Annotated in this window: 22 protein-coding genes; 17 read left to right on the top strand and 5 right to left on the bottom strand. The window is 34.3% G+C overall.

Annotation, left to right across the window (positions count from 1 at the left end; genetic code table 11):
- The first annotated feature begins 52 nt into the window (after window positions 1-52).
- Complete coding sequence (locus tag GQ46_RS07200; RefSeq protein WP_231567336.1) at window positions 53-1,345, top strand: HlyD family secretion protein; 1,293 nt, start codon at window positions 53-55, stop codon at window positions 1,343-1,345.
- 75 nt (window positions 1,346-1,420) lie between these two features.
- Here GQ46_RS07200 and GQ46_RS07205 read toward each other — a convergent pair whose 3' ends face one another.
- Window positions 1,421-4,057 (bottom strand): valine--tRNA ligase, encoded by a 2,637-nt coding sequence (locus GQ46_RS07205; protein WP_044399864.1) that lies wholly within the window; start codon window positions 4,055-4,057, stop codon window positions 1,421-1,423.
- A 186-nt stretch (window positions 4,058-4,243) separates the two neighbouring features.
- Here GQ46_RS07205 and GQ46_RS07210 point away from each other — a divergent pair, with 186 nt between their 5' ends.
- Entirely contained in the window at window positions 4,244-4,669 is a 426-nt protein-coding gene (locus GQ46_RS07210) for a DUF1573 domain-containing protein (RefSeq protein ID WP_044399867.1), read from the top strand.
- Between the two features lie 50 nt (window positions 4,670-4,719).
- Here GQ46_RS07210 and GQ46_RS07215 read toward each other — a convergent pair whose 3' ends face one another.
- A complete protein-coding gene (locus GQ46_RS07215; RefSeq protein ID WP_044404698.1) occupies window positions 4,720-6,054 on the bottom strand; it encodes a pepsin/retropepsin-like aspartic protease family protein in 1,335 nt (444 codons plus the stop codon).
- Between the two features lie 177 nt (window positions 6,055-6,231).
- Between GQ46_RS07215 and GQ46_RS07220 the strand changes: the two genes are divergently transcribed.
- From GQ46_RS07220 to GQ46_RS07270, 11 genes are all read left to right on the top strand, one after another.
- Window positions 6,232-7,422 (top strand): pyridoxal phosphate-dependent aminotransferase, encoded by a 1,191-nt coding sequence (locus tag GQ46_RS07220; protein WP_044399870.1) that lies wholly within the window; start codon window positions 6,232-6,234, stop codon window positions 7,420-7,422.
- Window positions 7,422-8,435: a UDP-N-acetylmuramate dehydrogenase gene (gene murB / locus GQ46_RS07225; RefSeq protein ID WP_044399873.1), complete on the top strand. Its 1,014-nt coding sequence runs from the start codon at window positions 7,422-7,424 to the stop codon at window positions 8,433-8,435. The genes GQ46_RS07220 and murB overlap by 1 nt, the downstream gene beginning before the upstream one ends.
- A 53-nt stretch (window positions 8,436-8,488) precedes the next feature.
- The gene (locus GQ46_RS07230; RefSeq protein ID WP_044399876.1) at window positions 8,489-9,019 is read left to right on the top strand and encodes an RNA polymerase sigma factor; all 531 of its coding nucleotides are present in this window, start codon (window positions 8,489-8,491) and stop codon (window positions 9,017-9,019) included.
- A gap of 10 nt (window positions 9,020-9,029) precedes the next feature.
- Window positions 9,030-9,824: an anti-sigma factor gene (locus tag GQ46_RS07235; RefSeq protein ID WP_044399879.1), complete on the top strand. Its 795-nt coding sequence runs from the start codon at window positions 9,030-9,032 to the stop codon at window positions 9,822-9,824.
- A gap of 190 nt (window positions 9,825-10,014) precedes the next feature.
- Complete coding sequence (locus GQ46_RS07240; RefSeq protein WP_044399882.1) at window positions 10,015-10,218, top strand: hypothetical protein; 204 nt, start codon at window positions 10,015-10,017, stop codon at window positions 10,216-10,218.
- Window positions 10,219-10,223: 5 nt separating this feature from the next.
- A complete protein-coding gene (locus GQ46_RS07245) occupies window positions 10,224-11,336 on the top strand; it encodes a glycosyltransferase (protein ID WP_044399885.1) in 1,113 nt (370 codons plus the stop codon).
- Window positions 11,327-11,872 (top strand): RNA polymerase sigma factor, encoded by a 546-nt coding sequence (locus tag GQ46_RS07250; protein WP_044399888.1) that lies wholly within the window; start codon window positions 11,327-11,329, stop codon window positions 11,870-11,872. The genes GQ46_RS07245 and GQ46_RS07250 overlap by 10 nt, the downstream gene beginning before the upstream one ends.
- Before the next feature lie 2 nt (window positions 11,873-11,874).
- On the top strand, window positions 11,875-13,086 hold the full coding sequence (locus GQ46_RS07255) for an Nramp family divalent metal transporter (protein WP_044399891.1): 1,212 nt from the start codon (window positions 11,875-11,877) through the stop codon (window positions 13,084-13,086).
- 87 nt (window positions 13,087-13,173) lie between these two features.
- Window positions 13,174-14,055, top strand: coding sequence for a lipoyl synthase (lipA, locus tag GQ46_RS07260; RefSeq protein WP_044399894.1), 882 nt, complete (start codon window positions 13,174-13,176; stop codon window positions 14,053-14,055).
- Window positions 14,056-15,072, top strand: a complete 1,017-nt coding sequence (gene gap, locus GQ46_RS07265) for a type I glyceraldehyde-3-phosphate dehydrogenase (RefSeq protein ID WP_044399897.1) — start codon at window positions 14,056-14,058, stop codon at window positions 15,070-15,072.
- Window positions 15,073-15,100: 28 nt separating this feature from the next.
- On the top strand, window positions 15,101-17,308 hold the full coding sequence (locus GQ46_RS07270; RefSeq protein ID WP_044399900.1) for an ATP-binding protein: 2,208 nt from the start codon (window positions 15,101-15,103) through the stop codon (window positions 17,306-17,308).
- 8 nt (window positions 17,309-17,316) lie between these two features.
- Here GQ46_RS07270 and lpxK read toward each other — a convergent pair whose 3' ends face one another.
- Window positions 17,317-18,321: a tetraacyldisaccharide 4'-kinase gene (gene lpxK / locus GQ46_RS07275; RefSeq protein ID WP_044399903.1), complete on the bottom strand. Its 1,005-nt coding sequence runs from the start codon at window positions 18,319-18,321 to the stop codon at window positions 17,317-17,319.
- Window positions 18,322-18,398: 77 nt separating this feature from the next.
- Here lpxK and GQ46_RS07280 point away from each other — a divergent pair, with 77 nt between their 5' ends.
- From GQ46_RS07280 to msrA, 3 genes are all read left to right on the top strand, one after another.
- Window positions 18,399-19,493: a Nif3-like dinuclear metal center hexameric protein gene (locus tag GQ46_RS07280; RefSeq protein ID WP_044399906.1), complete on the top strand. Its 1,095-nt coding sequence runs from the start codon at window positions 18,399-18,401 to the stop codon at window positions 19,491-19,493.
- A gap of 3 nt (window positions 19,494-19,496) precedes the next feature.
- Window positions 19,497-20,276 (top strand): zinc ribbon domain-containing protein, encoded by a 780-nt coding sequence (locus GQ46_RS07285; protein WP_044399908.1) that lies wholly within the window; start codon window positions 19,497-19,499, stop codon window positions 20,274-20,276.
- Between the two features lie 119 nt (window positions 20,277-20,395).
- Entirely contained in the window at window positions 20,396-21,061 is a 666-nt protein-coding gene (msrA, locus tag GQ46_RS07290; RefSeq protein ID WP_044404701.1) for a peptide-methionine (S)-S-oxide reductase MsrA, read from the top strand.
- Window positions 21,062-21,153: 92 nt separating this feature from the next.
- Here msrA and GQ46_RS07295 read toward each other — a convergent pair whose 3' ends face one another.
- A complete protein-coding gene (locus GQ46_RS07295; RefSeq protein WP_044399911.1) occupies window positions 21,154-21,954 on the bottom strand; it encodes a bifunctional 2-polyprenyl-6-hydroxyphenol methylase/3-demethylubiquinol 3-O-methyltransferase UbiG in 801 nt (266 codons plus the stop codon).
- A 61-nt stretch (window positions 21,955-22,015) separates the two neighbouring features.
- On the opposite strand from GQ46_RS07295, the gene GQ46_RS07300 reads away from it, so the two are divergent.
- Complete coding sequence (locus GQ46_RS07300) at window positions 22,016-22,672, top strand: hypothetical protein (RefSeq protein ID WP_044399914.1); 657 nt, start codon at window positions 22,016-22,018, stop codon at window positions 22,670-22,672.
- Between the two features lie 26 nt (window positions 22,673-22,698).
- Here GQ46_RS07300 and GQ46_RS07305 read toward each other — a convergent pair whose 3' ends face one another.
- Window positions 22,699-23,118 (bottom strand): (4Fe-4S)-binding protein, encoded by a 420-nt coding sequence (locus tag GQ46_RS07305; RefSeq protein WP_044399917.1) that lies wholly within the window; start codon window positions 23,116-23,118, stop codon window positions 22,699-22,701.
- Between the last annotated feature and the right edge of the window lie 27 nt (window positions 23,119-23,145).

Consider the following 23,145-nt stretch of genomic DNA (forward strand, 5'->3'; position numbering starts at 1 on the left):
CAATGCCAGTATAAGGCATTGCACTTATGTTTATATAATCTTATAGAATCTCATGATGTCAAAAAAACTAGAAGAAATAGAATTACGAAGTGAGCAGGTACAAGATATTTTATCTTATGTCCCGCATTGGATGATACGCTATGGTAATCTGGTGTTTTTACTATTAATCATGCTATTTTTAGCCTTATCTTTCTTTATTAAATATCCAGATGTTATTAATGCAGAAGCCTTAGTTACCACCAAAATCCCCCCTCAAAAAGAGTATGCAAAAATAACCAGTCGTATTCAGGCTATTTTAGTTGAAGACAACACTATAGTTTCTCCAAACACACCTTTGGCCATATTAGAGAACACCGCCAATTACAAAGACGTGTTTTTACTTAAGAGCATCTTAGATAGCATTAAACCAAATACGCAATTGTTTTACTTCCCAATCAATGAAATCCCGCTATTATTTTTAGGCAACATAGATAATGATTTTGCTATTTTCGAAAATAATTACACGCAATATGTACTGAATAAAGAATTACAACCTTTTTCTAATGAAGCTTTAGCCAATAAAACAACCTTATCTGAATTATATAGCAGATTAGCCAATTCTAAGTCGCAATTAGAAATCAATCGCGCTGAACTAGCCTTTAAAAAGAATAAATTAGAAAGAAATAAAACACTTTATAAAAAAGGAATCATTGCCAAATTAGAGTACGAAAATAATCAAATAGAATATGCTCAGGCCCAGCGAAATCTCAAAAGTTTCGAAGCCTCTATTTCACAAATAAGAGAATCTATTAGTAACGCTAATAAAACGAGTAAAGGCAATAAAATCAATAACACTCGGGAAGAAATCAAACTTTTAAAGAATGTCTTACAATCCTTCAATCAATTAAAAATTGCTGTAAAAGACTGGGAGAACACACATGTACTAAGCTCCAAATTAAATGGAAAAGTATCGTTCATGAACTTTAAAACCGTTAATGAAACGCTTAATGCCGGTGATTTAGTGTTTACTATCATTCCAAATACCAACTTAGAATATATCGCGAAATTAAAAACACCCATTCTAAACTCTGGCAAATTAAAAACAGGGCAGGCAGTAAATATTAGTATAGAAAACTATCCAGAAACTGAATTTGGATTTTTAACTGGAACTATTCATAAAATCTCTGCTATCCCCGATGATGAGGGCTTTTATTTAATAGAGGTCAAACTACCTAATCACTTGGTTACCTCCTACAATAAAGAAATAGAATTCAAGCAGGAAATGCGTGGTAACGCCGAAATTATTACTGAAGACCTTCGTTTGGCAGAACGCTTCTTTTATCAAATTAAAGACATCTTTAAATAACAATTAAAAGCACAAGCAATAACAAAAAAGCCTTTCCAGATTTGGAAAGGCTTTTTAAATTTATACTTAAACTATTTATTTCAAACTATCCAAGCTACTCTTCAACGTCTCAATCTTAGCCAAGGCATCTGCTTCTTTTTTACGTTCTCCAGCAATGACCTGCTCTGGTGCCCCTGCAACAAAGCGCTCGTTTGAGAGTTTCTTTTGAACCGATTTTAAGAAACCTTCCGTATAACTTAATTCTTCAGTCAGTTTTTTAATTTCAGCTTCAACATCTATACTCCCTTCCATTGGGATGAAGTACTCATTAGACTTCACTCTAAAGGTTAGTGCGCCTTCTACAGCCTCTTGAACGTAATCTATAGTTTCTAAATTACCTAGCTTAGCGATTACCTCATCAAAAGAAGTACTCGTGCTTTCATTATTAATTACCGAAAAACCAATCGCATCTTTAAATGCTATATTCTTTTGTTTTCTAATGTTTCTGATACCAGAAATGACTTCAGATGCAAAATCAAATTCAGAAATTAAACGGTCATTTATTGGTTTAGCTTCTGGCCATTTTGAAACGATTAATGCTTCTTCTGGTGTTCTTTCAGCTATATAATGCCATAGGTCTTCTGTTAAGAATGGCATAAACGGATGCACTATTTTTAAGTTTTCCTCGAAAATTGAAATCACACTTTTTAAGGTTTTTGCATCAATGGGTTGTTGGTAAGCAGGCTTAACCATTTCTAGCATCCATCCGCAGAAATCATCATAAATCAATTTATAAATAGACATTAAAGCATCGCTTAAACGGTATTTACTAAAGTGATCTTCTATTTCTAGTAACGCCTTTTGGAATTTAGATTCGTACCAATCTATCGCAATTTTACTAGAGTTTGGCTGCTTTAAGTTAGTATCTATTTCCCAACCGTCTACCAAGCGGTAAGCATTCCATATTTTATTCCCAAAGCCTTTTCCTTGTTGGCAAAGCGCTTCATCAAACATTAAATCGTTTCCTGCGGCACTACTTAATAATAAACCAACACGAACACCATCTGCAGTGTACTCCTCAATAAGTTTTAAAGCATCGGGTGAATTCCCTAAACTTTTACTCATTTTACGACGTTGCTTATCGCGAACCAATCCTGTTAAATACACATTATTAAATGGTTTTTGGTCTTTGTACTCGTAACCCGCAATAATCATACGGGCGACCCAAAAGAATAAAATATCGGGTCCAGTAACCAAATCGTTGGTTGGGTAATAGTATTTTATGTCTTCATTTTCTGGATTTCTAATACCGTCAAAAACACTCATGGGCCACAACCAAGAAGAGAACCAGGTGTCTAGAGCATCTGTGTCTTGTTTCAAGTCTGAAGCTTGAAGTTGCGTGTTTGAAGTTGCTACTCTAGCTTTTACCACTGCTTCATCAATACTTTCAGCAACGACAAAATCTTCTTTTCCATCACCGTAGAAATAAGCGGGAATTTGTTGTCCCCAAAGCAGTTGACGTGAAATATTCCAATCGCGAATATTCTCCATCCAATGCCTGTACGTATTCTCAAATTTCTTCGGAAATAATTTAATTTCAGCATCCTCACCTAAAACCGCTTCAACAGCAGGTTTTGCTAATTCCTCCATCTTCAAGAACCATTGGTCACTTAACCGTGGTTCAATAACTGCTTTTGTCCGTTCTGAAGTCCCCACTTTATTAATATGGGTTTCCGTTTTTACTAAAACAGCTGTTTCTTCTAATAGTTTAGCCACGTTTTTTCTAGCAACAAAACGGTCTTGCCCTTCAAATTGCATTCCGAAACTATTCAAACTCGCATCTTCATTAAAAATATCAATGACTTCTAATTGGTGCTTATCGCCTAAACCTTTATCATTTTCATCATGAGCTGGCGTCACTTTTAAACAACCTGTACCAAATGCTACATCTACATAATCATCCTCTATAATAGGAATTACTCGATTACAAATGGGCACGATGGCTTTTTTTCCTTTTAAATGGGTGAAACGTTCATCATTGGGATTAATACAAATAGCCGTATCTCCAAAAATGGTTTCTGGTCGTGTTGTAGCGATGGTTAACACATCAGTACTGCCTTCAATCTTATAATTTAAATAGTATAATAAGCCTTGACGCTCTTCATGTATTACTTCTTCATCAGACAAGGTGGTTTTTGCTTCTGGATCCCAATTTACCATACGGTAACCACGATATATCAACCCCTTTTCATATAAATCAACAAAAACTTTAATGACGGCTTCAGACATATCATCATCCATTGTAAATTTGGTTCTATCCCAATCACAAGAACAGCCTAATTTTTTAAGTTGTTCTAAAATGACACCACCATATTCATGGGTCCATTCCCAGGCGTGTTCCAAAAATTGTTCTCGTGTTAAATCATTTTTATCTATGCCCTGCTCTTTTAATTTAGCCACCACTTTTGCTTCTGTTGCAATAGACGCGTGATCAGTTCCCGGTACCCAACACGCATTTTTTCCTTGCAAACGCGCACGACGAATCAATACATCTTGAATGGTATTATTCAACATATGCCCCATATGTAACACTCCCGTGACATTTGGTGGCGGAATTACAATGGTATAAGGTTCTCTTTCGTCTGGTGTTGAATGAAAATAATTATGGGTCATCCAGTAGTCGTACCACTTATTTTCTACCTCTTTTGCATCATATTTAGATGGAATGCTCATACTTTGGAATAGTTTTTGAATATTGAATAAGCAAAAATACTTATATTTATGTTTCTGCGAAATTATAACAAGTATTAATGTATAGTTAAATATGATACTTATATTTGTGAGTATGTATTACATCTACTATTTTTGCAGAACAACTTAAAAGTGTTTATGTTTACATAATAAATAAAACAGAAAATGATGAAAAATTTACTAGCAGTATTATTTATCGGATTAATGAGCTTTTCAGTTAGTGCTCAAGATAAGGTAGCAAAAATTGAATTTAAAGAAACAACAATAGATTACGGAACCATTGAAAAAGGAGCGAATGGTGTTCGAACTTTTGAATTTACGAATACGGGTGATGCCCCTTTAATCGTTTCTAAAGTAAGTTCTAGTTGTGGTTGTACCGTACCAAAAAAACCAGAAGATCCTATCATGCCGGGAATGACTGGTGAAATTGAAGTAAAATACGACACCAACCGTGTGATGCCTATTAGAAAAACAATTACTGTTTTATCTAATGCAGAAACGCCAACTGTTGCCTTAAAAATTAAAGGTGAGGTTATTGATCCTTCCAAAACAAGTGTTTTAGAGAAAAAAGGAAAAAGTGTAATGGAGCAATAAACCTTTATTATAAATAAGAATTTACTAGCCGGAGCAATAGCTTCGGCTTTTTATTTTATAGGTGATTCTAAGGTTAGAACTACAGGTATTTTTATACCTATCCGTTCTACTTCCAACCTTAATTTGGTACCTTCTTCATCAAAAAATCGTCCCATGAGTTGCTGTAATGTATAATTGGATGCCTCTTTCCCATTGATTTTAAAAAGCCTATCTCCTTTCTTCAAGCCCACGCGTTCTGCGGGAGAATCGGGTCTAATTTGCCCAATGCTATAGGTGTTTTTCGCAACTACAACGTTTTTTGGCACATAAATAGCCCTAACATTAACCGTTTTATTTTCTATATCAATGTCTTGAGCTTCTCTTTCTATTTCTGTGACTAACCTAATTCCGTCATTTTCTAATTCTATCCCACTTTTATTATAACTAAATCGGTCTCGAAAATACTTGTTCTTTTTGAGTATTATTTTGGCTTTTCGATAATTAAAAACAAGATTGAATCGTTTTAGAACCTCACCACCAAGACTACCATTACGCCCTGTAATCTTTCTAAGAATAGCAATATAAACATCATCAGGAAAAGCGACCTTAGGTTCTTTCAAAGAAAATGATTTTAGTCTTAATTCATCAATTTTTGAACGTTTACCATGTACATCGCCACTTAATCCATAGCCTAGAAAATCTTCAAAATAATTATTATCCACAGTCAAACCTAAGCTGTCATCTTTAAAAAGCCAAAGCGCATCACTACTACCAGAGTCTATTAATAATTTTACGGGAATTTCTTTTGATTTAATTGTTGTAATTAAGTCTATATAGGGCTTACCATTGTAAAACTGCAAACTAAAGGCTTCACACTTTCTACAGTTTTTGCTTTTATAAGCTTCAGGATTGTAGGCTTTTATCTGTTTGCTGGAATAGTTAATCTCAACGACCAAATCTTTAAAAAAATCGTATCCAATGATGCCATGAACGGGAATGCCTAGTTTTGGTGCAAAATTTGCAGATTTATCAAAAATCACATAAAAATCCTGATCTACGTTTAGTGCTTCTCCAATTTTAAAGGTATTATGTGAAGACTTTAAAGCTTGCACTTTTCCATCATTACCTAACCCTTTTAAGTTAATCGTTTCGCCATTTAAGATTTTAAGGGAATCTACTGAGTTTATAAAATTAAATACAATTGGCGTTCTAACTCCGGTATCTAATAAAAAAGATAATTTCACACCATTGACTTCTACGGGGATAATGACCACATTACTTATTAATTCGAAATCAATTTTTGTAACGCCTTTTTTATTGTCTACACGATATGTTGCTTGTCCGTAACAAGAAAAACTCAAACAGAACAAACCGCATAAAAAGCAAAGCCAACGATTACATTTCATAGATTTCAATTTATAGCTTTTTAAGTTCATGAAGTACTTTTATATGCGTAGTTTTTAATAATTCTCTAATACAGTTAGCCTTTTAACCGCAATCATTTGCTGCAGAATCAAGTTAAGCAATTTATTAACACTCATTAGACTTTTTTTTCGCAACTTTGTGTTTCAAAATTTTATTTTATGCCATCTATTTCAAATAAAGGCCAAGCAATGCCACAATCGCCAATAAGAAAATTAATGCCATATGCGGAAAAAGCCTATACTCAAGGAAAAACCGTTTATCATTTAAATATTGGTCAGCCAGATATAAAAACACCTCAAATAGCTCTAGACGCAGTAAAAATTCACTCCCTAGAAATATTATCGTATACACGCTCTGAAGGGTCCGAAGACTATAGACGAAAAATTGCTAATTATTATATTAAAAAAGACATCCATGTTAAGCATGATGATATCATAGTTACTACAGGTGGAAGCGAAGCCTTATTATTTACTTTTGGTAGTGTAATGGATGTTGGTGATGAAGTTATTATTCCTGAACCTTTTTATGCAAATTACAATGGGTTTTCGACTGCTTCAGGTATTAATGTAGTTCCCGTAATTTCTAAAATTGAAGATAATTTTGCATTACCTCCTATAGAAGAATTCGAAAAATTAATCACACCAAAGACTAAGGCTATTTTAATTTGTAATCCTGGTAATCCAACAGGCTATTTATATTCAAAAGAAGAAATACAAAAGCTTGCTGATATTGTAAGAAAACACGATTTATTTTTAATTTCTGATGAAGTATATCGAGAATTTGCATACGACGGTGCAGTACACTACTCTATTTTACAAGAAGAAGGCTTAGATGAGCATGCAATAATTATCGATTCGGTTTCTAAGCGTTATAGTATGTGTGGCGCAAGAATTGGCTGTATGGTGTCAAGAAATAAAGAAGTCATACAAACAGCACTAAAGTTTGCACAGGCGAGACTGAGTCCACCAACATTAGCTCAAATTGCGAGTGAAGCTGCACTAGACACCCCGCAAAGTTATTTTGATGATGTTATTGAAGAATATGAAGAAAGAAGAAACACCTTAATTAGAGAACTCAAGAAGATTGAAGGCTTAAAAGTAGGGAACCCAAAAGGGGCGTTTTATTGTATTGCAGAGTTACCAATAAAAAACAGCGATGCTTTTGCGCAATGGCTTTTAGAAGAGTTTCATATTGATGGAGAAACCGTTATGGTTGCTCCAGCAGCTGGCTTTTACTCAACACCAGGCGTGGGTTTAAACCAAATTCGTCTTGCTTATGTGCTTAATAAAAAAAGTCTCATAAAAGCAGTACATATTTTAAAAGAAGCCCTTAAAGTTTATAAAGATTAGTGCACATTCAATACAACATATCTTTAAAAGAATACAATACTTTTGGTATTGATGTTATGGCGAGCCATTTTGTGTCTGTGGATTCAGTTTCCGATTTAATCTCAGTAATTAAACAAAAAGACTTTCCTAATAAATTAATACTTGGTGGTGGCAGCAATGTCTTATTAACTAAAAATGTTGATGCTCTTGTTGTACATATAAATTTAAAAGGAAAAACTATTGTCTCGCAAGAGGATAACCTTGTCTTAATTAAGGCTGAAGCTGGAGAAAACTGGCATGACTTTGTTTTATGGTGTTTGGATCATGATTATGGCGGACTCGAAAACATGTCACTAATCCCTGGTAATGTTGGCACGGCTCCTATTCAAAATATTGGGGCTTATGGTGTCGAGTTAAAAGACCATTTTATAAGTTGTGAAGCATTAAATGTTGATACATTAGAACTAGAATCCTTTAACAAAACAACCTGCAATTTTGGCTATCGCAATTCGATTTTTAAGCAAGAAGCAAAAGGAAAGTATATTATTACGAGTGTGGTTTTTCAATTAACAAAAAACACGCATTATTTACGCACAAATTATGGTGCAATACAATCGCAACTGGAACTTATGAAGGTTAAAGAGCCAACCATTCAAGATATTTCAAAAGCGGTGATTGCCATTCGGGAAAGCAAATTACCCAACCCAAAAGAGATTGGAAATAGTGGCAGTTTTTTTAAAAACCCAGTAATTTCTACTGAAGCTTTTAAAGCACTACAACAAAATTTTCCTGAAGCTCCCAGTTATCGTGTTTCGGAGCATGAAGTAAAAGTCCCTGCTGGGTGGCTAATTGAAAAAGCTGGTTTTAAAGGTAAGACCTTTGGTAATTATGGCGTACACAAAAACCAGGCATTGGTTTTAGTTAACTATGGTGGCGCAGAAGGCAAAGACCTATTAGCACTTTCAAAATTGATACAAAATACAATTTATCGTATCTTTAATATTTCTATTGAAGCCGAAGTAAATATTTTATAATCACAATACCTGTTTAATAGCAACGTTAATCTAACTAACAAATAGCAATACCATTGAGCCTCTCTTTAGAAGAAGAAATAGTAGTTTTATTAAAAAGTGGTGACAAAAAAGCCATTGCCTTGTTGTACGAGAACTATTCTGGTGCACTTTTAGGGGTTATAAAAAAAGTGATTAGTGATGATGATACCGCACAGGACGTTTTGCAGGAAGGCTTTGTAAAAGTTTGGAAAAAAAGTAAAAGCTATGATTCCTCTAAAGCAAAATTGTTTACCTGGTTGTACCGTATTTTTTATAATTCGGCAATCGATAAAGTACGTTCTTTAAACAATAAAACACAAAAGGAAATCCAAATTGAAGATTCAAACGTATATAAACTGACAACCAATAGTTTAAATCAAGATACCTTAGACATAAAAAAACACCTTTGTAGTCTCGATTTAAAATATCAAATAGTTATAAACGCACTCTTTTTTGAAGGCATGACGCAACAGGAAGCGAGTGAAGAATTGGACATTCCTTTAGGAACGGTAAAATCAAGATTAAAAATAGGTTTAAGAGAATTGAAAAAAATTTACAACCCCTAATACTACTAAAATGATTGTTGATAGTAATACATTTTTAGAATCGGGTTTATTAGAAAAATATTTAATAGGCCAAACGAGTCCTCAAGAAACACTTGAGGTTGAACAGTATATTTCTAAATATCCAGAAGTTGATGCGGCTTACCGAACACTTCAAAATAATTTAGAATTAGCTGCCTTTGCAAATGCAGAAGAGGCACCAGTACATCTTTTAGGAAACATTCTCAATACTTTGGATGACAAACCTGTTATGGCCATGAACACCAAACCATCTAAACCTTGGTTTGGTTATGGCATAGCCGCGAGCGTAATCGCTTTATTATTTGCAAGCACCTCATTTTATCTTTATACTCAAAATAACGCTTTATTAGACGAAAATCAAACGATAGTCGATGAGCTTTATGATTTGAGAAGCGATATTGCTGGTAACAACCTGAAACTTGACGCTTTAGCTGAGCAGTTTGCACAGCTTAATAATCCAGAAACTGAAAAGTATATTCTAAAAGGTAACCGTCGTGCTAAAAACTTAAAGACGGTCGCTTATATTAATCCAAAAGAAAAAACATCAATGATTGATGTGGTGTCTTTACCGCTTTTACCAGATGATCAAGTGTACCAAATCTGGGCAGATTTACAAGGCAAAATGGTTAATCTTGGGATTTTAAGCGAAAGAGACAGACGCTTACAGCAAATTCCATACACTGAAGATGCTTTAGGATTAAGTATTACTATAGAACGAAAAGGAAGACTACCTTCTACCTCTAAAGAAACGCCTGTAGCAGAAATTGAATTAAACTTAAAGGAATAACATGTCTAAAACACGGCATATAAAGCTTCACTAATGTCGTGGAGCTTTCTTTTTTATATAAATCTTCAACTGCTTTCTATCGTCTTTCTTATATAATCATAATCTAGGAAATATTTAGGTTATCCTAGGAGTTGGTAAAAACGTAAAATTAAAATAGTATCTTTGCAGCACTATTTAAAAATTATTTTCAGTGAAACTTTTTTTAATCACATTAGTATTATTAGCCATAGCCATTGCAGGAATAGCGATAAAAATATGGGCTAAAAAAGACGGTAAATTTGCTGGCACCTGTGCGAGCCAAAATCCCATGCTTAATAAAGATGGAGAAGCTTGTGGTTTTTGTGGTAAGACTCCAGAGCAGTTTGACAATTGTAACGAACCGCAACACTCCTAACCTTAATGCTTTTACTTGAAATTCTGTTCTATAGCTTTGCTGTTGTGGTTTGCATTCAAGTGGTTTATTACGGTATTATCTTCGGAAGTTTTGCTTCCAGCAAACCAACGGCAACAACAAAAAAAAACATCCCCATTTCAATTATAATTTGTGCGAAAAATGAAGCGCAGAATATAAAAAAATACCTGCCCTCCATTTTAAACCAAGAGTATCCAAACTTTGAAGTGGTCTTAATTAATGATGCTTCTCAGGACGGTACTTTAGCTGTTTTCAAAGCGTTTGCAAAAGACCATAAAAACATTAAAATTGTTAATGTAAAAAATGTTGAAACCTTTTGGGCGAAAAAAAAATACGCCTTAACTTTAGGTATTAAAGCAGCAACACATGATCATTTGCTATTTACAGACGCAGACTGTGAGCCAGTTTCAAACCAATGGGTTTGCGAAATGGCCTCTCATTTTTCAAATGAAAACACAGTAGTTCTAGGTTATGGTGGCTATCATAAAATTAAAAACTCTTTTTTAAATAAACTTATTCGCTACGAAACTGTTTTGACGGCGATTCAGTATTTTTCATTTGCAAAAATCGGCATCCCTTTTATGGGGGTTGGTCGTAATTTGGCCTACAATCGCGACGAGTTCTTTAAAGCTAATGGTTTTATAAGCCATATAGATGTGCGTTCTGGAGATGATGATCTATTTATTAATGAAGTCGCAACTGGTGCTAATACCACGGTCTGTTTTACCAAAGAAAGTTTCACCAGTTCAGAACCTAAACTGAACTTTAAAAATTGGTTTAGACAAAAGCGCAGACACGTCTCAACCTCTAATCGCTACAAATTTTCTCATAAAGTTTTATTAGCCTTATTTTATGTTTCACAAGTACTGTTTTGGCTAGTCGCTATGATACTATTAATGACTCTTTTTAACTGGCCATTTGTTATATTGCTAATTGTTTTTAGATTTACCATCCAGTTTTTGGTCATGGCCTCTTCAGCAAAAAAACTAAATGAAATAGATCTTATATTTTTACTTCCGGTTTTAGAACTCTTTTTAATTGGCTTCCAATTAACTATATTTATAGCAAATCTCATGTCAAAACCTAACTATTGGAAATAGAAGAAGCCATTGCAAAAGCAAAGAAAAACGATCAAAAAGCGTTTAATTTTTTGTTGGATAATTTTTGGGATTACGTGTATGGCTTTCAACTTAAACGGATTGAGAACGAAAATGATGCCGAAGACATTACCATTCAAACCTTCTCTAAAGCCTTTGATAAAATGGATAAATATGATGATAAGTATGCCTTTAAAACGTGGTTGATTACTATCTCTAAAAACATCCATATCGATCTCCTTCGAAAAGAAAAAAGCTCCATCAGCTCAAAAATAATAAAACATGAAGACGATAAAGTTTATCAAGTTGTGGACGAATCACCTTCACCAGAAGACAAACTTATAAAAGAGCAAAATTTAGCGAAATTGTTACGCGACATTAAAAAGCTAAAACCGCATTATCAGCAGGTCATTAATTTGCGTTATTTTCAAGAATTGAGCTATGCAGAAATTAGTATAGAACTTGGTGAACCCATGAATAATGTAAAAGTTAAATTACTACGTGCTAAAAAACTATTGGCAGAGATTATTAAACGATAATCATGATTTCAATTAAAAAACTAGGCCCTGGGCTTTTATTCGCTGGTGCTGCTATTGGTGTTTCTCACTTAGTACAATCCACCCGTGCTGGTGCCGATTTTGGTTTAGGTTTACTTTGGGCATTGTTACTCGTAAATCTATTTAAATATCCTTTTTTTCAATTTGGGCCACGGTATGCCTCAGCCACGGGAGAAAGTTTGTTAGACGGCTATAACAAACTGGGTAAAGGGGTTTTAGTCGCCTACTTCTTACTCACTTTCGCGACAATGTTTACTATTCAAACCGCAGTAACAATCGTTACAGCTGGATTAGCTTCAACCTTATTTGGTGATTTTATTTCTATTCAATCATGGACCATTATCATCTTAACAGTCTGTTTGGCTATTTTATTTTTTGGCAAATACAAAGCATTAGACCGACTTATTAAAATTATCGTCATTACATTAACGATTAGCACTCTAGTAGCTGTTAGTATGGCGTTATTTGATTTTGAAAAAGCATTAAATTTCACTCAAAGACTACCCGAAAATGGTTTAGAAATTGGTTTCTTGATTGCCTTTATGGGTTGGATGCCTGCACCATTAGACATCTCAGTTTGGCATTCACTTTGGGCAATTGAAAAGAAAAATAACGAAAAAGAGTACACACCAAAATCAGCTTTACTCGATTTTAATATTGGCTTTATTGGAACCATTATATTAGGTATTGGTTTTTTAGTATTAGGATACCTCGTTATGTATGAGAGTGGTGAAACTTTTAGCAGTAATGCTGGTGTGTTTTCAAATCAACTCATTCAAATGTATACGCGTAGTTTGGGGCATTGGGCTTATGTAATAATAGGGATTGCAGCTTTCACTACAATGTTTAGTACTACGCTAACAACACTGGATGCCTCACCCAGAGCAATGCATAGAACCTTAGAATTACTAAGTCACAAGCCTTTCAAAAAAGGCTATCTCTTTTGGATTTTATTATTAGCGTTTGGCACTATTTTTATCTTTTTTTATTTTGCTTCAGAAATGGGAACATTAATAGAGATTGCTACCATACTCTCCTTTTTGACGGCTCCTTTTTATGCGATTATCAATTATGCTCTCATTAGCGGAAAACACACACCAAAAGCCTGGCGTCCTTCAAAATCACTACATGTATTAAGTATTCTGGGCATTGTATTTTTGATTGGTTTTAGCCTGTGGTATTTAATGCTAATTTAACCATGAAGTGGAACATTTCAATGTTAAATTGGTATCCCTTCTTTATAGAATACTTTGTATCTTTGCATTTGAATATAAATTGTTGATATGAATAATGAAACTGCATCAGTAATCTTACCAGCCCAAAGACAACCTAAACCAAAATGGTTACGTGTAAAACTACCTACAGGTAAGAAATACACAGAACTTCGTGGATTAGTAGATAAGTATAAATTAAATACGATTTGTGCTTCTGGAAGTTGTCCAAACATGGGTGAATGTTGGGGAGAAGGCACTGCTACTTTCATGATACTAGGTAATGTATGTACGCGTTCATGTGGTTTTTGTGGTGTTAAAACAGGAAGACCAGAAACTATTGATTGGGATGAACCAGAAAAAGTAGCCCGTTCTATAAAAATCATGCAAATTAAGCATGCTGTTTTAACCAGTGTCGATCGTGATGACATCAAAGACATGGGAAGCATTATGTGGGCAGAAACGGTAAAAGCGGTACGCCGTATGAATCCTGAGACCACGTTAGAAACACTTATTCCAGATTTTCAAGGCATAGAAAAACATATCGACCGTATTATTACTGTCGCTCCAGAAGTGGTATCTCACAATATTGAAACCGTTAAACGTTTAACCCGTGAGGTTAGAATTCAGGCAAAATATGAGCGTAGTTTAGGGGTTTTAAAATACTTAAAACAACAAGGGCAACGCAGAACAAAATCTGGTATTATGCTCGGTTTAGGCGAAACACGTGAAGAAGTTATACAAACACTTCATGATTTACGTGAAAATGATGTAGATGTTGTGACTATTGGTCAATACCTTCAGCCAAGTAAAAAACACTTACCTGTAAAACAATTTATACTGCCAGACCAATTTAAAGAATATGAAACTATTGGTCTAGAGCTTGGTTTCCGTCATGTAGAAAGTAGCGCTTTAGTGCGTTCATCTTACAAAGCTCAAAAACATATAAACTAAATGATTACTGTTGCTATCAACGGTTTTGGCCGTATTGGACGACGTGTTTTTCGACTCATTCAAGACCATAAAAACATAGAAATTGTCGCTATTAATGACTTGGCTGATGCCAGAACACTAAGTCATCTATTAAAATATGATAGTATTCATGGTGTTTTTAAAACTGAAATTTCTCACGACAGCAAGCACATTATAATTGGTAACAAAAAGGTTGTTCTTTTAAATGAAAAACATCCAGAACAGATTAACTGGAAACCCTTTGCTCCAGACTTTGTGATTGAAGCCACTGGAAAATTTAAAACAGCTGAAACTTTAGAACATCACATTAAAAATGGTGCAAAACGAGTTATTTTAAGTGTTCCTCCAGAAGATGATAGTATCAAAACTATCGTTTTAGGCATTAACGAAAATAGTTTAGACGGTACCGAAACCATCATTTCTAGTGCCTCATGTACTACAAATAATGCAGCACCCATGATTGCTATAATTAATGAACTATGCGGCATTAACCAAGCCTATATCACCACTGTTCACTCCTATACAACAGACCAAAGTTTACATGATCAGCCGCATCGCGATTTACGTCGGGCGCGTGCAGCAGGACAATCTATTGTACCAACAACCACCGGTGCCGCAAAAGCACTAACAAAAATTTTTCCGGATTTAGAAGATGTTATTGGTGGCTGCGGTATTCGTGTACCCGTACCCAATGGCTCACTAACAGATATTACCCTTAGTGTAAAAAAGACAGTTTCTATTGAAACTATTAATGCTGCTTTTAAAACAGCTTCCCAAGGCAGGTATAAAGGGATTTTAGAATATACAGAAGATCCTATTGTTTCTATAGACATAGTAGGCAATACGCACTCCTGTATTTTTGATTCGCAAATGACCTCTGTAATTGGTAACATGATAAAAATAATTGGCTGGTATGATAATGAGACAGGCTACTCTAGTCGCCTAGTTGACCTAATCATCAATTTATCGCAAAAAACTATACCTTTGTCTGGTAAATAATTATATTTGTTAGTAAAACACGCTCACAATGTCTCCTTTCTACAACTATTTATGTATTGTATTTCTGTTGTTAAGTGTTCCTTTATATGGGCAAGACTTATCTCAAAGAAACATTGCTGAACTTCAAGCTCAGGTAGATGCTGGTATTTATTCAGCTCAAAAAAACTTGGACGCTCAAAATTATTATCAAGCACAACGCGACTTAGAAATAACACTCGAGAAAGCCTTAGAGATTGACAATAAAAAAAGTATAGGACTGGCCTATTCTAAAATGGGCAAACTTCAATATTTTCTAGAAGAACCTAATGAAGCCATTAAATCGCTAATAAAAGCCATAGAAGTTCAACGCTTTGCAAAAGACTATACCAACATCGCAGAAACCTACAAAGTTTTAGCCGATGTTTATATGAGTATTGACGACTATAACCAAGCTTTGGATTATTATAAATCTGCTGCAACATATTTCAATCAGGAAGAACTATTCAACTATGAAGCAGAGGCGATATTAAAAACAGGAATCGCTCATTTAGCGTTAGAGCAATATAAGAAAGCCGATAAAGCATTTAATAACGCTATTGATCTTTCAAGGCGCTATCAGTTAAATAAGATATTAAGTTCTAGTTTAATACACTTAGGTAAAGTAGAAGCTTTAAATAACCAAATTGAAGATGGTCTAAGCTATGCTAATCAAGGTTATGAGATTGCCAAAAAAAATAATTTTAGTGATGTTCTAAATAATGGAGCACTAATATTAAGCCAATTGCATGAAAATGATGGAGACTTGCTAATGGCAAACCAATATTTAAAGCGCCACATTGCGTTATCAGACTCACTCTTAAGTGCAAAAAAACAGTTGCTTTCTCCTCAAAGAAAACGTGCACTTACAGACACCTATCAAATACAATATCAAAAGCAAGGTGAGGCCGACTTAGAAAAAGTTAAGACTAGCCCGTTCGATCAGTTAACTACCATTTTAAGTATTGCATTAATCACCATTTTATCGTTATTAACCTTGTCGCTTTATAAAAACAATAACATTAGATTGAAATCTAATAATGTACTGCACAAAAAGAATAGCGAACTTATTGTTTCTAAAGAAAAAGCAGAACTGGCTTCAAAAACAAAAGCAAATTTTCTATCTACGGTAACCCATGAATTAAGAACACCCTTATATGCTGTAACTGGTTTAACAAATATGCTTTTAGATGAAGATCCTAAACCAGAACAAATTCAACATTTAAAGTCCCTTAAATTTTCAGGAGATTATTTGCTAACATTTATAAACGATATTCTTCAAATTAATAAAATTGAGGCCAATAAAGTAGATCTTGAACCAGAGATTTTTAATTTAAAAAAGAAAATCGCCAATGTTATTTCTGCATTGAACAATTCTGCCTCAGATAATAATATTAAAATACATATGGAATATGATAGTGATCTTCCATTAAATTTTAATGCCGATCAATTAAAAATTTCCCAGATACTCATTAACCTCATTGGAAACTCTATTAAATTCACAAAAGACGGAGATATTTGGGTTCGGGCTAAGAAAATTAATGAGCAAGAAGGGGTCTATAACATTCGTTTTGAAGTTGAAGACAATGGCATAGGTATAAGTAGAGAAAAACAAGAATACATGTTTGAAAGTTTTTCTCAAGGCTCAATACAAATAAACAGAAAATATGGCGGTACTGGTTTAGGACTATCTATCGTAAAGGGATTAATAGACCTCTTAAACGGTAAAATATATCTTAAAAGTGAATTGGGAAAGGGCTCGACTTTCTTCTTCGAAATACCTATGCAATATACAGAAGAGCTAGTAAAAGAAGTTAAAACAAATTACTTTAAAGACGTAAACAAAGTAGATTTAGATAATATCAAGATCTTGGTCGTTGAGGATAATAAAATTAACCAGATGATTACTAAAAAAATCTTGAATAAGATGAATCTTAACTGTGAAGTTGTAGATAATGGTGAATCTGCGGTTGAAAAAGTTAAGAACAGTCATTATGATGTTGTTTTAATGGATATCCATATGCCAGGGATAAGCGGCATTGAAGCCACTAGGCAAATAAGAGCTTTCGATAAAAAACTTAACATTTTTGCATTAACGGCTGTAACCATTGAAGATAAAATGCAAGAGTTCGATGAGGCTGGATTTACAGATATTATTTCTAAACCTTTCAAACAGGAAGATTTTGAAAAAAAATTATATGATGCGCTAATTGTTTCTTAAACTCCTGATTAGCGAGCAACAAAGTTTTTTACTTTCTCATTAAATACCGAAGCTTTATCAATGTGACATACAATTGGCAAGTAATACAATTTGCTTTTTAAGACTTCATGTTTTTTAAGCCGCATGTAATCTTTTTCAGTAGTAACAATTAATTCATTTTCCGAAATGCGTGCAATATCCTCAGCAGTAAAGGAATGGTGGTCTTTATATTCCAAATGTTTAAACGCGAGATTTTTAACAGACAAATAGCTCAATAAAGGTTTCACATTAGCAATACCAGTAACCAGAGTGAACTTGGAAAGTGACGCTAACGGCCGTGTTTTTTCGCTAGAAATCACTACCGTTGAATACCCAATTGTACTAAAACATACTAACTGATTAGCCTTGGGGTTAATACGCTTCTCAATCGAAGCTTTTTCAGAATCAGATAAGGCTTCAGGACATTTAGTTACCACGATAATACCAGCACGCTTTGCTCCTGTTCTTGGCTCACGCAAGTTACCAGTAGGCAGAACAATATCATTAAAATACGGCTGATTGTAAGTAGTCAGTAATATATTCAAGCCTGCTTTTACTTTTCTATGCTGAAAAGCATCATCAAGTAAAATAACCTCAGGCTTCTTTTTTAAAGCGCTTAATATTTCAATTCCATGTTGTCTGTCTTCATCAACAGCAACCAAAATATCATTTTTAAATTTATTATAAAACTGAAAAGGTTCATCGCCTAAAAGTGTTGCAGAGCTGTTAACATTTGCCAATTGAAACCCTTTAGTATCCCTCCCATAACCGCGACTTAAAGTCGCCAACTTATAATCTGCTTTCAATAATTTAATAAGATACTCAACCATTGGTGTTTTTCCTGTACCACCAGTACTCAAATTACCAACACAAACAACGGGGAAATCGTAAGATTTAGAGGTTTTAATCTCAGCATCATATAGTAAATTACGCAACCAAGTCACCAAATAATATACAGGCACAATAGGTAATAATAAAAGTCTGATCAATTTCATCTACAAGGTTTAAACATAACGAAAGTAAAAATTTTATATTTGTTAAACCATTTATCATAATCAATTCCAATAAATATATGATTATTCAAGACGTTATCAATCACTTAGAAGACTTTGCGCCTCTAGCTTATGCCGAAGATTTTGACAATGTAGGCCTTTTAGTGGGTGACAAAAAAGCAAAATTAACTGGTGTTTTAGTTACTTTAGATACACTTGAAGCTGTTGTAGATGAAGCGATTGAACATGACTGCAATCTTATTGTAAGTTTTCATCCTATCATTTTTAAAGGTCTAAAAAGACTTACGGGCAACACCTATGTTGAACGTACTGTCCAAAAAGCGATTAAAAACGACATTGCTATTTATGCTATTCATACCGCCTTAGACAATCATATTAACGGCGTAAATGACATGATTTGCGATCAATTGGGATTACTAAACAGAGCGGTATTAATTCCGCAAGCGGAAACGATAAAAAAACTTACCACATTTGTTCCAACATCTGAAGCAGAAGCTCTTAGACAGGCCCTATTTAATGTTGGTGCTGGCAACATCGGAAACTATGACCACTGCAGTTTTAATCTAGATGGCGTGGGGACTTATAAGGGTAATGACGCTTCAAATCCAACAAAAGGGAAAAAAGGGCAAACACATGTAGAAGAAGAAACACAAATAAGCATCACATTTGCCAAACATTTAGAAGCAAAAGTTATAGAAACACTGTTTAAAAATCACTCTTATGAAGAAGTGGCTTATGAAATAATTACACTTGAAAATAAAAATCAAAAGATTGGGATAGGTATGATTGGCACATTAGAACAGCCACTCTCTGAAACCGCCTTTTTTGATTTTCTAAAAGAAAAAATGAAGGTCTCTGTCATTCGCCATTCGAAATTATTAGACAAACCTATAAGGAGCGTAGCGGTTCTAGGAGGCTCTGGAAGTTTTGCAATTGCGGCTGCCAAAAGCTTAAAAGCCGATGTATTTATTACTGCAGATTTGAAATATCATGACTTCTTTTCAGCTGAGAACAGTATCATTTTAGCCGATATTGGACACTATGAAAGTGAACAGTTCACAAAAAATGGTTTAGTAGCACATCTTACAAAAAAAATTAGTAATTTTGCCATCATTTTATCGAACACAAACACCAATCCAGTTAAGTATTATTAAAATATGGCAAAGACTAAAGAAGTAAGTGTAGAGCAACGTTTAAGAGCCTTATACGATTTACAATTAATAGATTCTAGAATCGACGAAATAAGAAGCGTTCGCGGAGAACTACCTCTAGAGGTAAGTGATTTAGAAGATGAAGTTGCTGGATTAAACACTAGATTAGAAAAACTTCAAGATAGTTTGGCTACAATTGACACGCAAATAGTCGAAAAGAAAAACTTAATTGAAGAAGCTAAGGCACTAATTAAAAAGTATAGCGAACAACAAAAGAATGTTAGAAATAACAGAGAATTTAACTCGTTAACTAAAGAAATAGAGTTTCAAGAACTTGAAATCGAATTAGCAGAAAAGCACATTAGAGAATTCAAAGCACAAATCGAGCAGAAAAAAGAAGTTATTGATAAAACTAAAGCGCACAATAAAGAGCGTGAATCTCACTTAAAATATAAAAAGAGTGAGTTAGACGCGATTTTAAGTGAAACGGCGAAAGAAGAAGAAGCTTTAATTAATAAATCTGAAGAATACAAAAAGAAAATCGAAGAGCGCTTAGTTAAAGCCTATCACCGTATTCGTACCAATGTTAAAAATGGCTTAGCTGTTGTACCAATTGAAAGAGGAGCTTCTGGAGGTTCATACTTTACTATTCCACCACAAGTACAAATGGAAATTGGCTCTCGTAAAAAAATCATTACAGATGAGCATTCAGGACGTATTTTAGTAGATGAGTTACTAGCTCAAGAGCAAAGAGAAAAAATGGAAAAAATGTTTAAAAAACTATAATTCCAATTTTAAATTATATTTAAAGCCTTCATAACCTGAAGGCTTTTTTTTTTAATATAATTTTAAACTAATTTGAATTAAGGATTCTTAACTTAATGCGACAAAGAAGAAAAAATATTATGAAAAAAATACTATTTCTCATTTCGCTTACCTTATTATTTAACTGTAAGAACACAGCTCAAAATAGCGAAACGACTCAAAATCAGAACGCTATAAAAACAGCCAAGCCTATTGAAGTTCCTTTGGAAAACGGAATGGCGAAAGCCTATTTTGCAAGTGGTTGCTTTTGGTGTGTTGAAGCCATTTATGAGCGCGTAAAAGGGGTTGAAGAATCTATTAGTGGTTATGCTGGCGGCCATACTAAAAACCCAACCTACGAAGCAAGCAATACTGGCAACACCGGACATGCAGAAGCTGTAGAGGTTATTTATGATCCAAAAATTGTAAGCTTCGAAACCTTAGTTGACGTTTATTTTGCCTCTCAAAATCCTACCCAGGTAAACGGCCAAGGTCCAGATAGAGGATCACAATACCGTTCTATTATTTTTTATCAAAACGAGTCGCAGAAAAAAATTATTGAAGCTAAAAAAACAGCTTTGAAAAATGAACTAGATAAAGCGGTAGCCGCAGAAGTATATCCGTTTCAAAAATTCTGGATTGCTGAAGACTACCATCAAAACTACGAAAAACGGCATCCAGACAATAGCTATATTAGAAATGTGTCTATCCCTCGGTTAAAGCGTTTCCAATCAAAAATGCCTGCTGTTTTAAAAGAAACGCATTAACAATTCACATTTTAACTTACTTAGCCAGTAACATTCACTTATTATCTTTCTAAGTAGTAAATGAAAAGTGAATTCTATACACGCTATAAAAATTAAAGCTTAGTTGCTTTAATCTCGAAAATAAGTGGATACAATTTATCCTTAGTCACATAATTGCCCGATGCCGTTTTTTCTAATTCGGGCAATACGTTATAAGGACTTTCGTCATATTCATTTAAAAAGTCTATATGTAATCCCGCTTCTGTTAACGCGTTGACGACCTCGCTTAAACCATGGTTCCAACCATACTCTTTACTCACCATTTTAGAAGCAGTGTTCGCATAAGTTCCTTCATATTCTTCATAGATTACCTCATCCTGCATATAGCCATATTTCATAATAGGCGTACCCTCTAAATAATCAAACATCCAAACAATGGGATGGAATTCAACCATGTAAAAGCTACCTCCTTTTTTTAATTTTTCAGCAATCATGCGTCCCCAGGGCTTTAAATCTGGTAACCAACCAATTACACCATAACTTGTAAAAACAATATCAAAAGTGTCTTTGAGATGTTTTGCCGTATCTAAAACATTACAACAGATAAAGCGGGCATCGAGATTTAATTCCTCATTCAAAGCTCTGGCCAGTTTTATGCCTTCATCACTTAAATCTACACCAACCGCTTTGGCTCCTCGTCTACTCCAACTAAGTGTGTCTTGACCAAAATGACACTGTAAATGCAATAAAGACTTTCCGTTTACATCCCCTAAAGCATTCAACTCGTAGGACATTAAAGAGGATTTTCCGTTTTTAAAAGCTGCCATATCATACAGGTCACTATTAGCATGCACCTTAACTTTAGTGTTCCAAGTGGTTTTATTAACATTAAAAAATACTGAATGATCATTCATATCTGCTTGATTTTCATCAAAACTAATTAATATTTCTTAGCTTTGAAAGAAAAGCAAAAGCATGTATAGATTACTCATTATTAGCCTGATTTTATTATCCTCTTGTAAGTCTGAAACAAAGCCTGTTGAAAAAGAGCTTACTTTAGCACAAAAAATCGCCAACGCACACGGTTTTGAAAACTGGAAAAACGTTGAAGAGATTCAGTTTACTTTTAATGTCGATCAAGACACCATCCATTTTGAACGTTTTTGGACTTGGAATCCAAACACTTTTGAGGTTAAAAAGACAACAGTAAACGACACGATTACTTATAACAGATTGAAAATCGAACAAGCTAGTCTCACAGCCGATCGTGCCTTTGTAAACGATAAATTCTGGTTGCTTTTTCCTTATCAATTAGTTTGGGATGATGGTATTACACTAACAAAACCCATAACAATGGAAGCTCCAATTAGTAAAAAACTTTTAAATAAAACCACACTATTATATTCAGATAATGGTGGTTATACTCCAGGTGATGCTTACGATATTTTCTACGATGACAACTACGTTATTAAAGAATGGATTTTTAGAGAAGGTAATGCTACTGAACCTACAATGATAAATACGTTTGAAAACTACACTAATATTAAGGGTCTTAATTTAGCATTAGACCATAAAAAAGCCGAAGGCAATTGGAGCCTTAACTTTACCAACGTTTCAGTTAAAACCAAATAAAACCTAAAACGGGAAAACAATTTATTTTAATCTTTAAAATCAGCAGCTGTATGGGATCCGTCGCAATAGGGCTTATTTTTAGAGACACCGCATCTACAAAAGGCTGTTGTTTTGTCTTTAGCTTCCTTACGACCATCGCAGTGCGTCACTTCTAGTGTTCCATAAACTAATAAGGGGCCATTTTCACGCACGTCAACTTTGGTGTTTAAAGTTTCCGTTTCCTTGTTGTTTTCACCAATCATTTCATAACCCAACGCTCCAGATGGGCAAGCTTTCACTTGGTTTACAATAGCACTGGTCGTTGCAGCATCAATTTTAATCCACGGTTTCTCCTTGGGTTTAAAGACGTCTCCAAGACCTTTTACACAAATTCCCGAATGTATACAGGCTTCTGGTTTCCAAATTACAGTAACTTCACCGTTGCTATACTCTTTTGTTTTACTCATAATTTTCCGTTTTACTAAAGATACAAA

Origin of the sequence: Lacinutrix sp. Hel_I_90, from assembly GCF_000934685.1 — a bacterium.
GTDB lineage: Bacteria > Bacteroidota > Bacteroidia > Flavobacteriales > Flavobacteriaceae > Lacinutrix.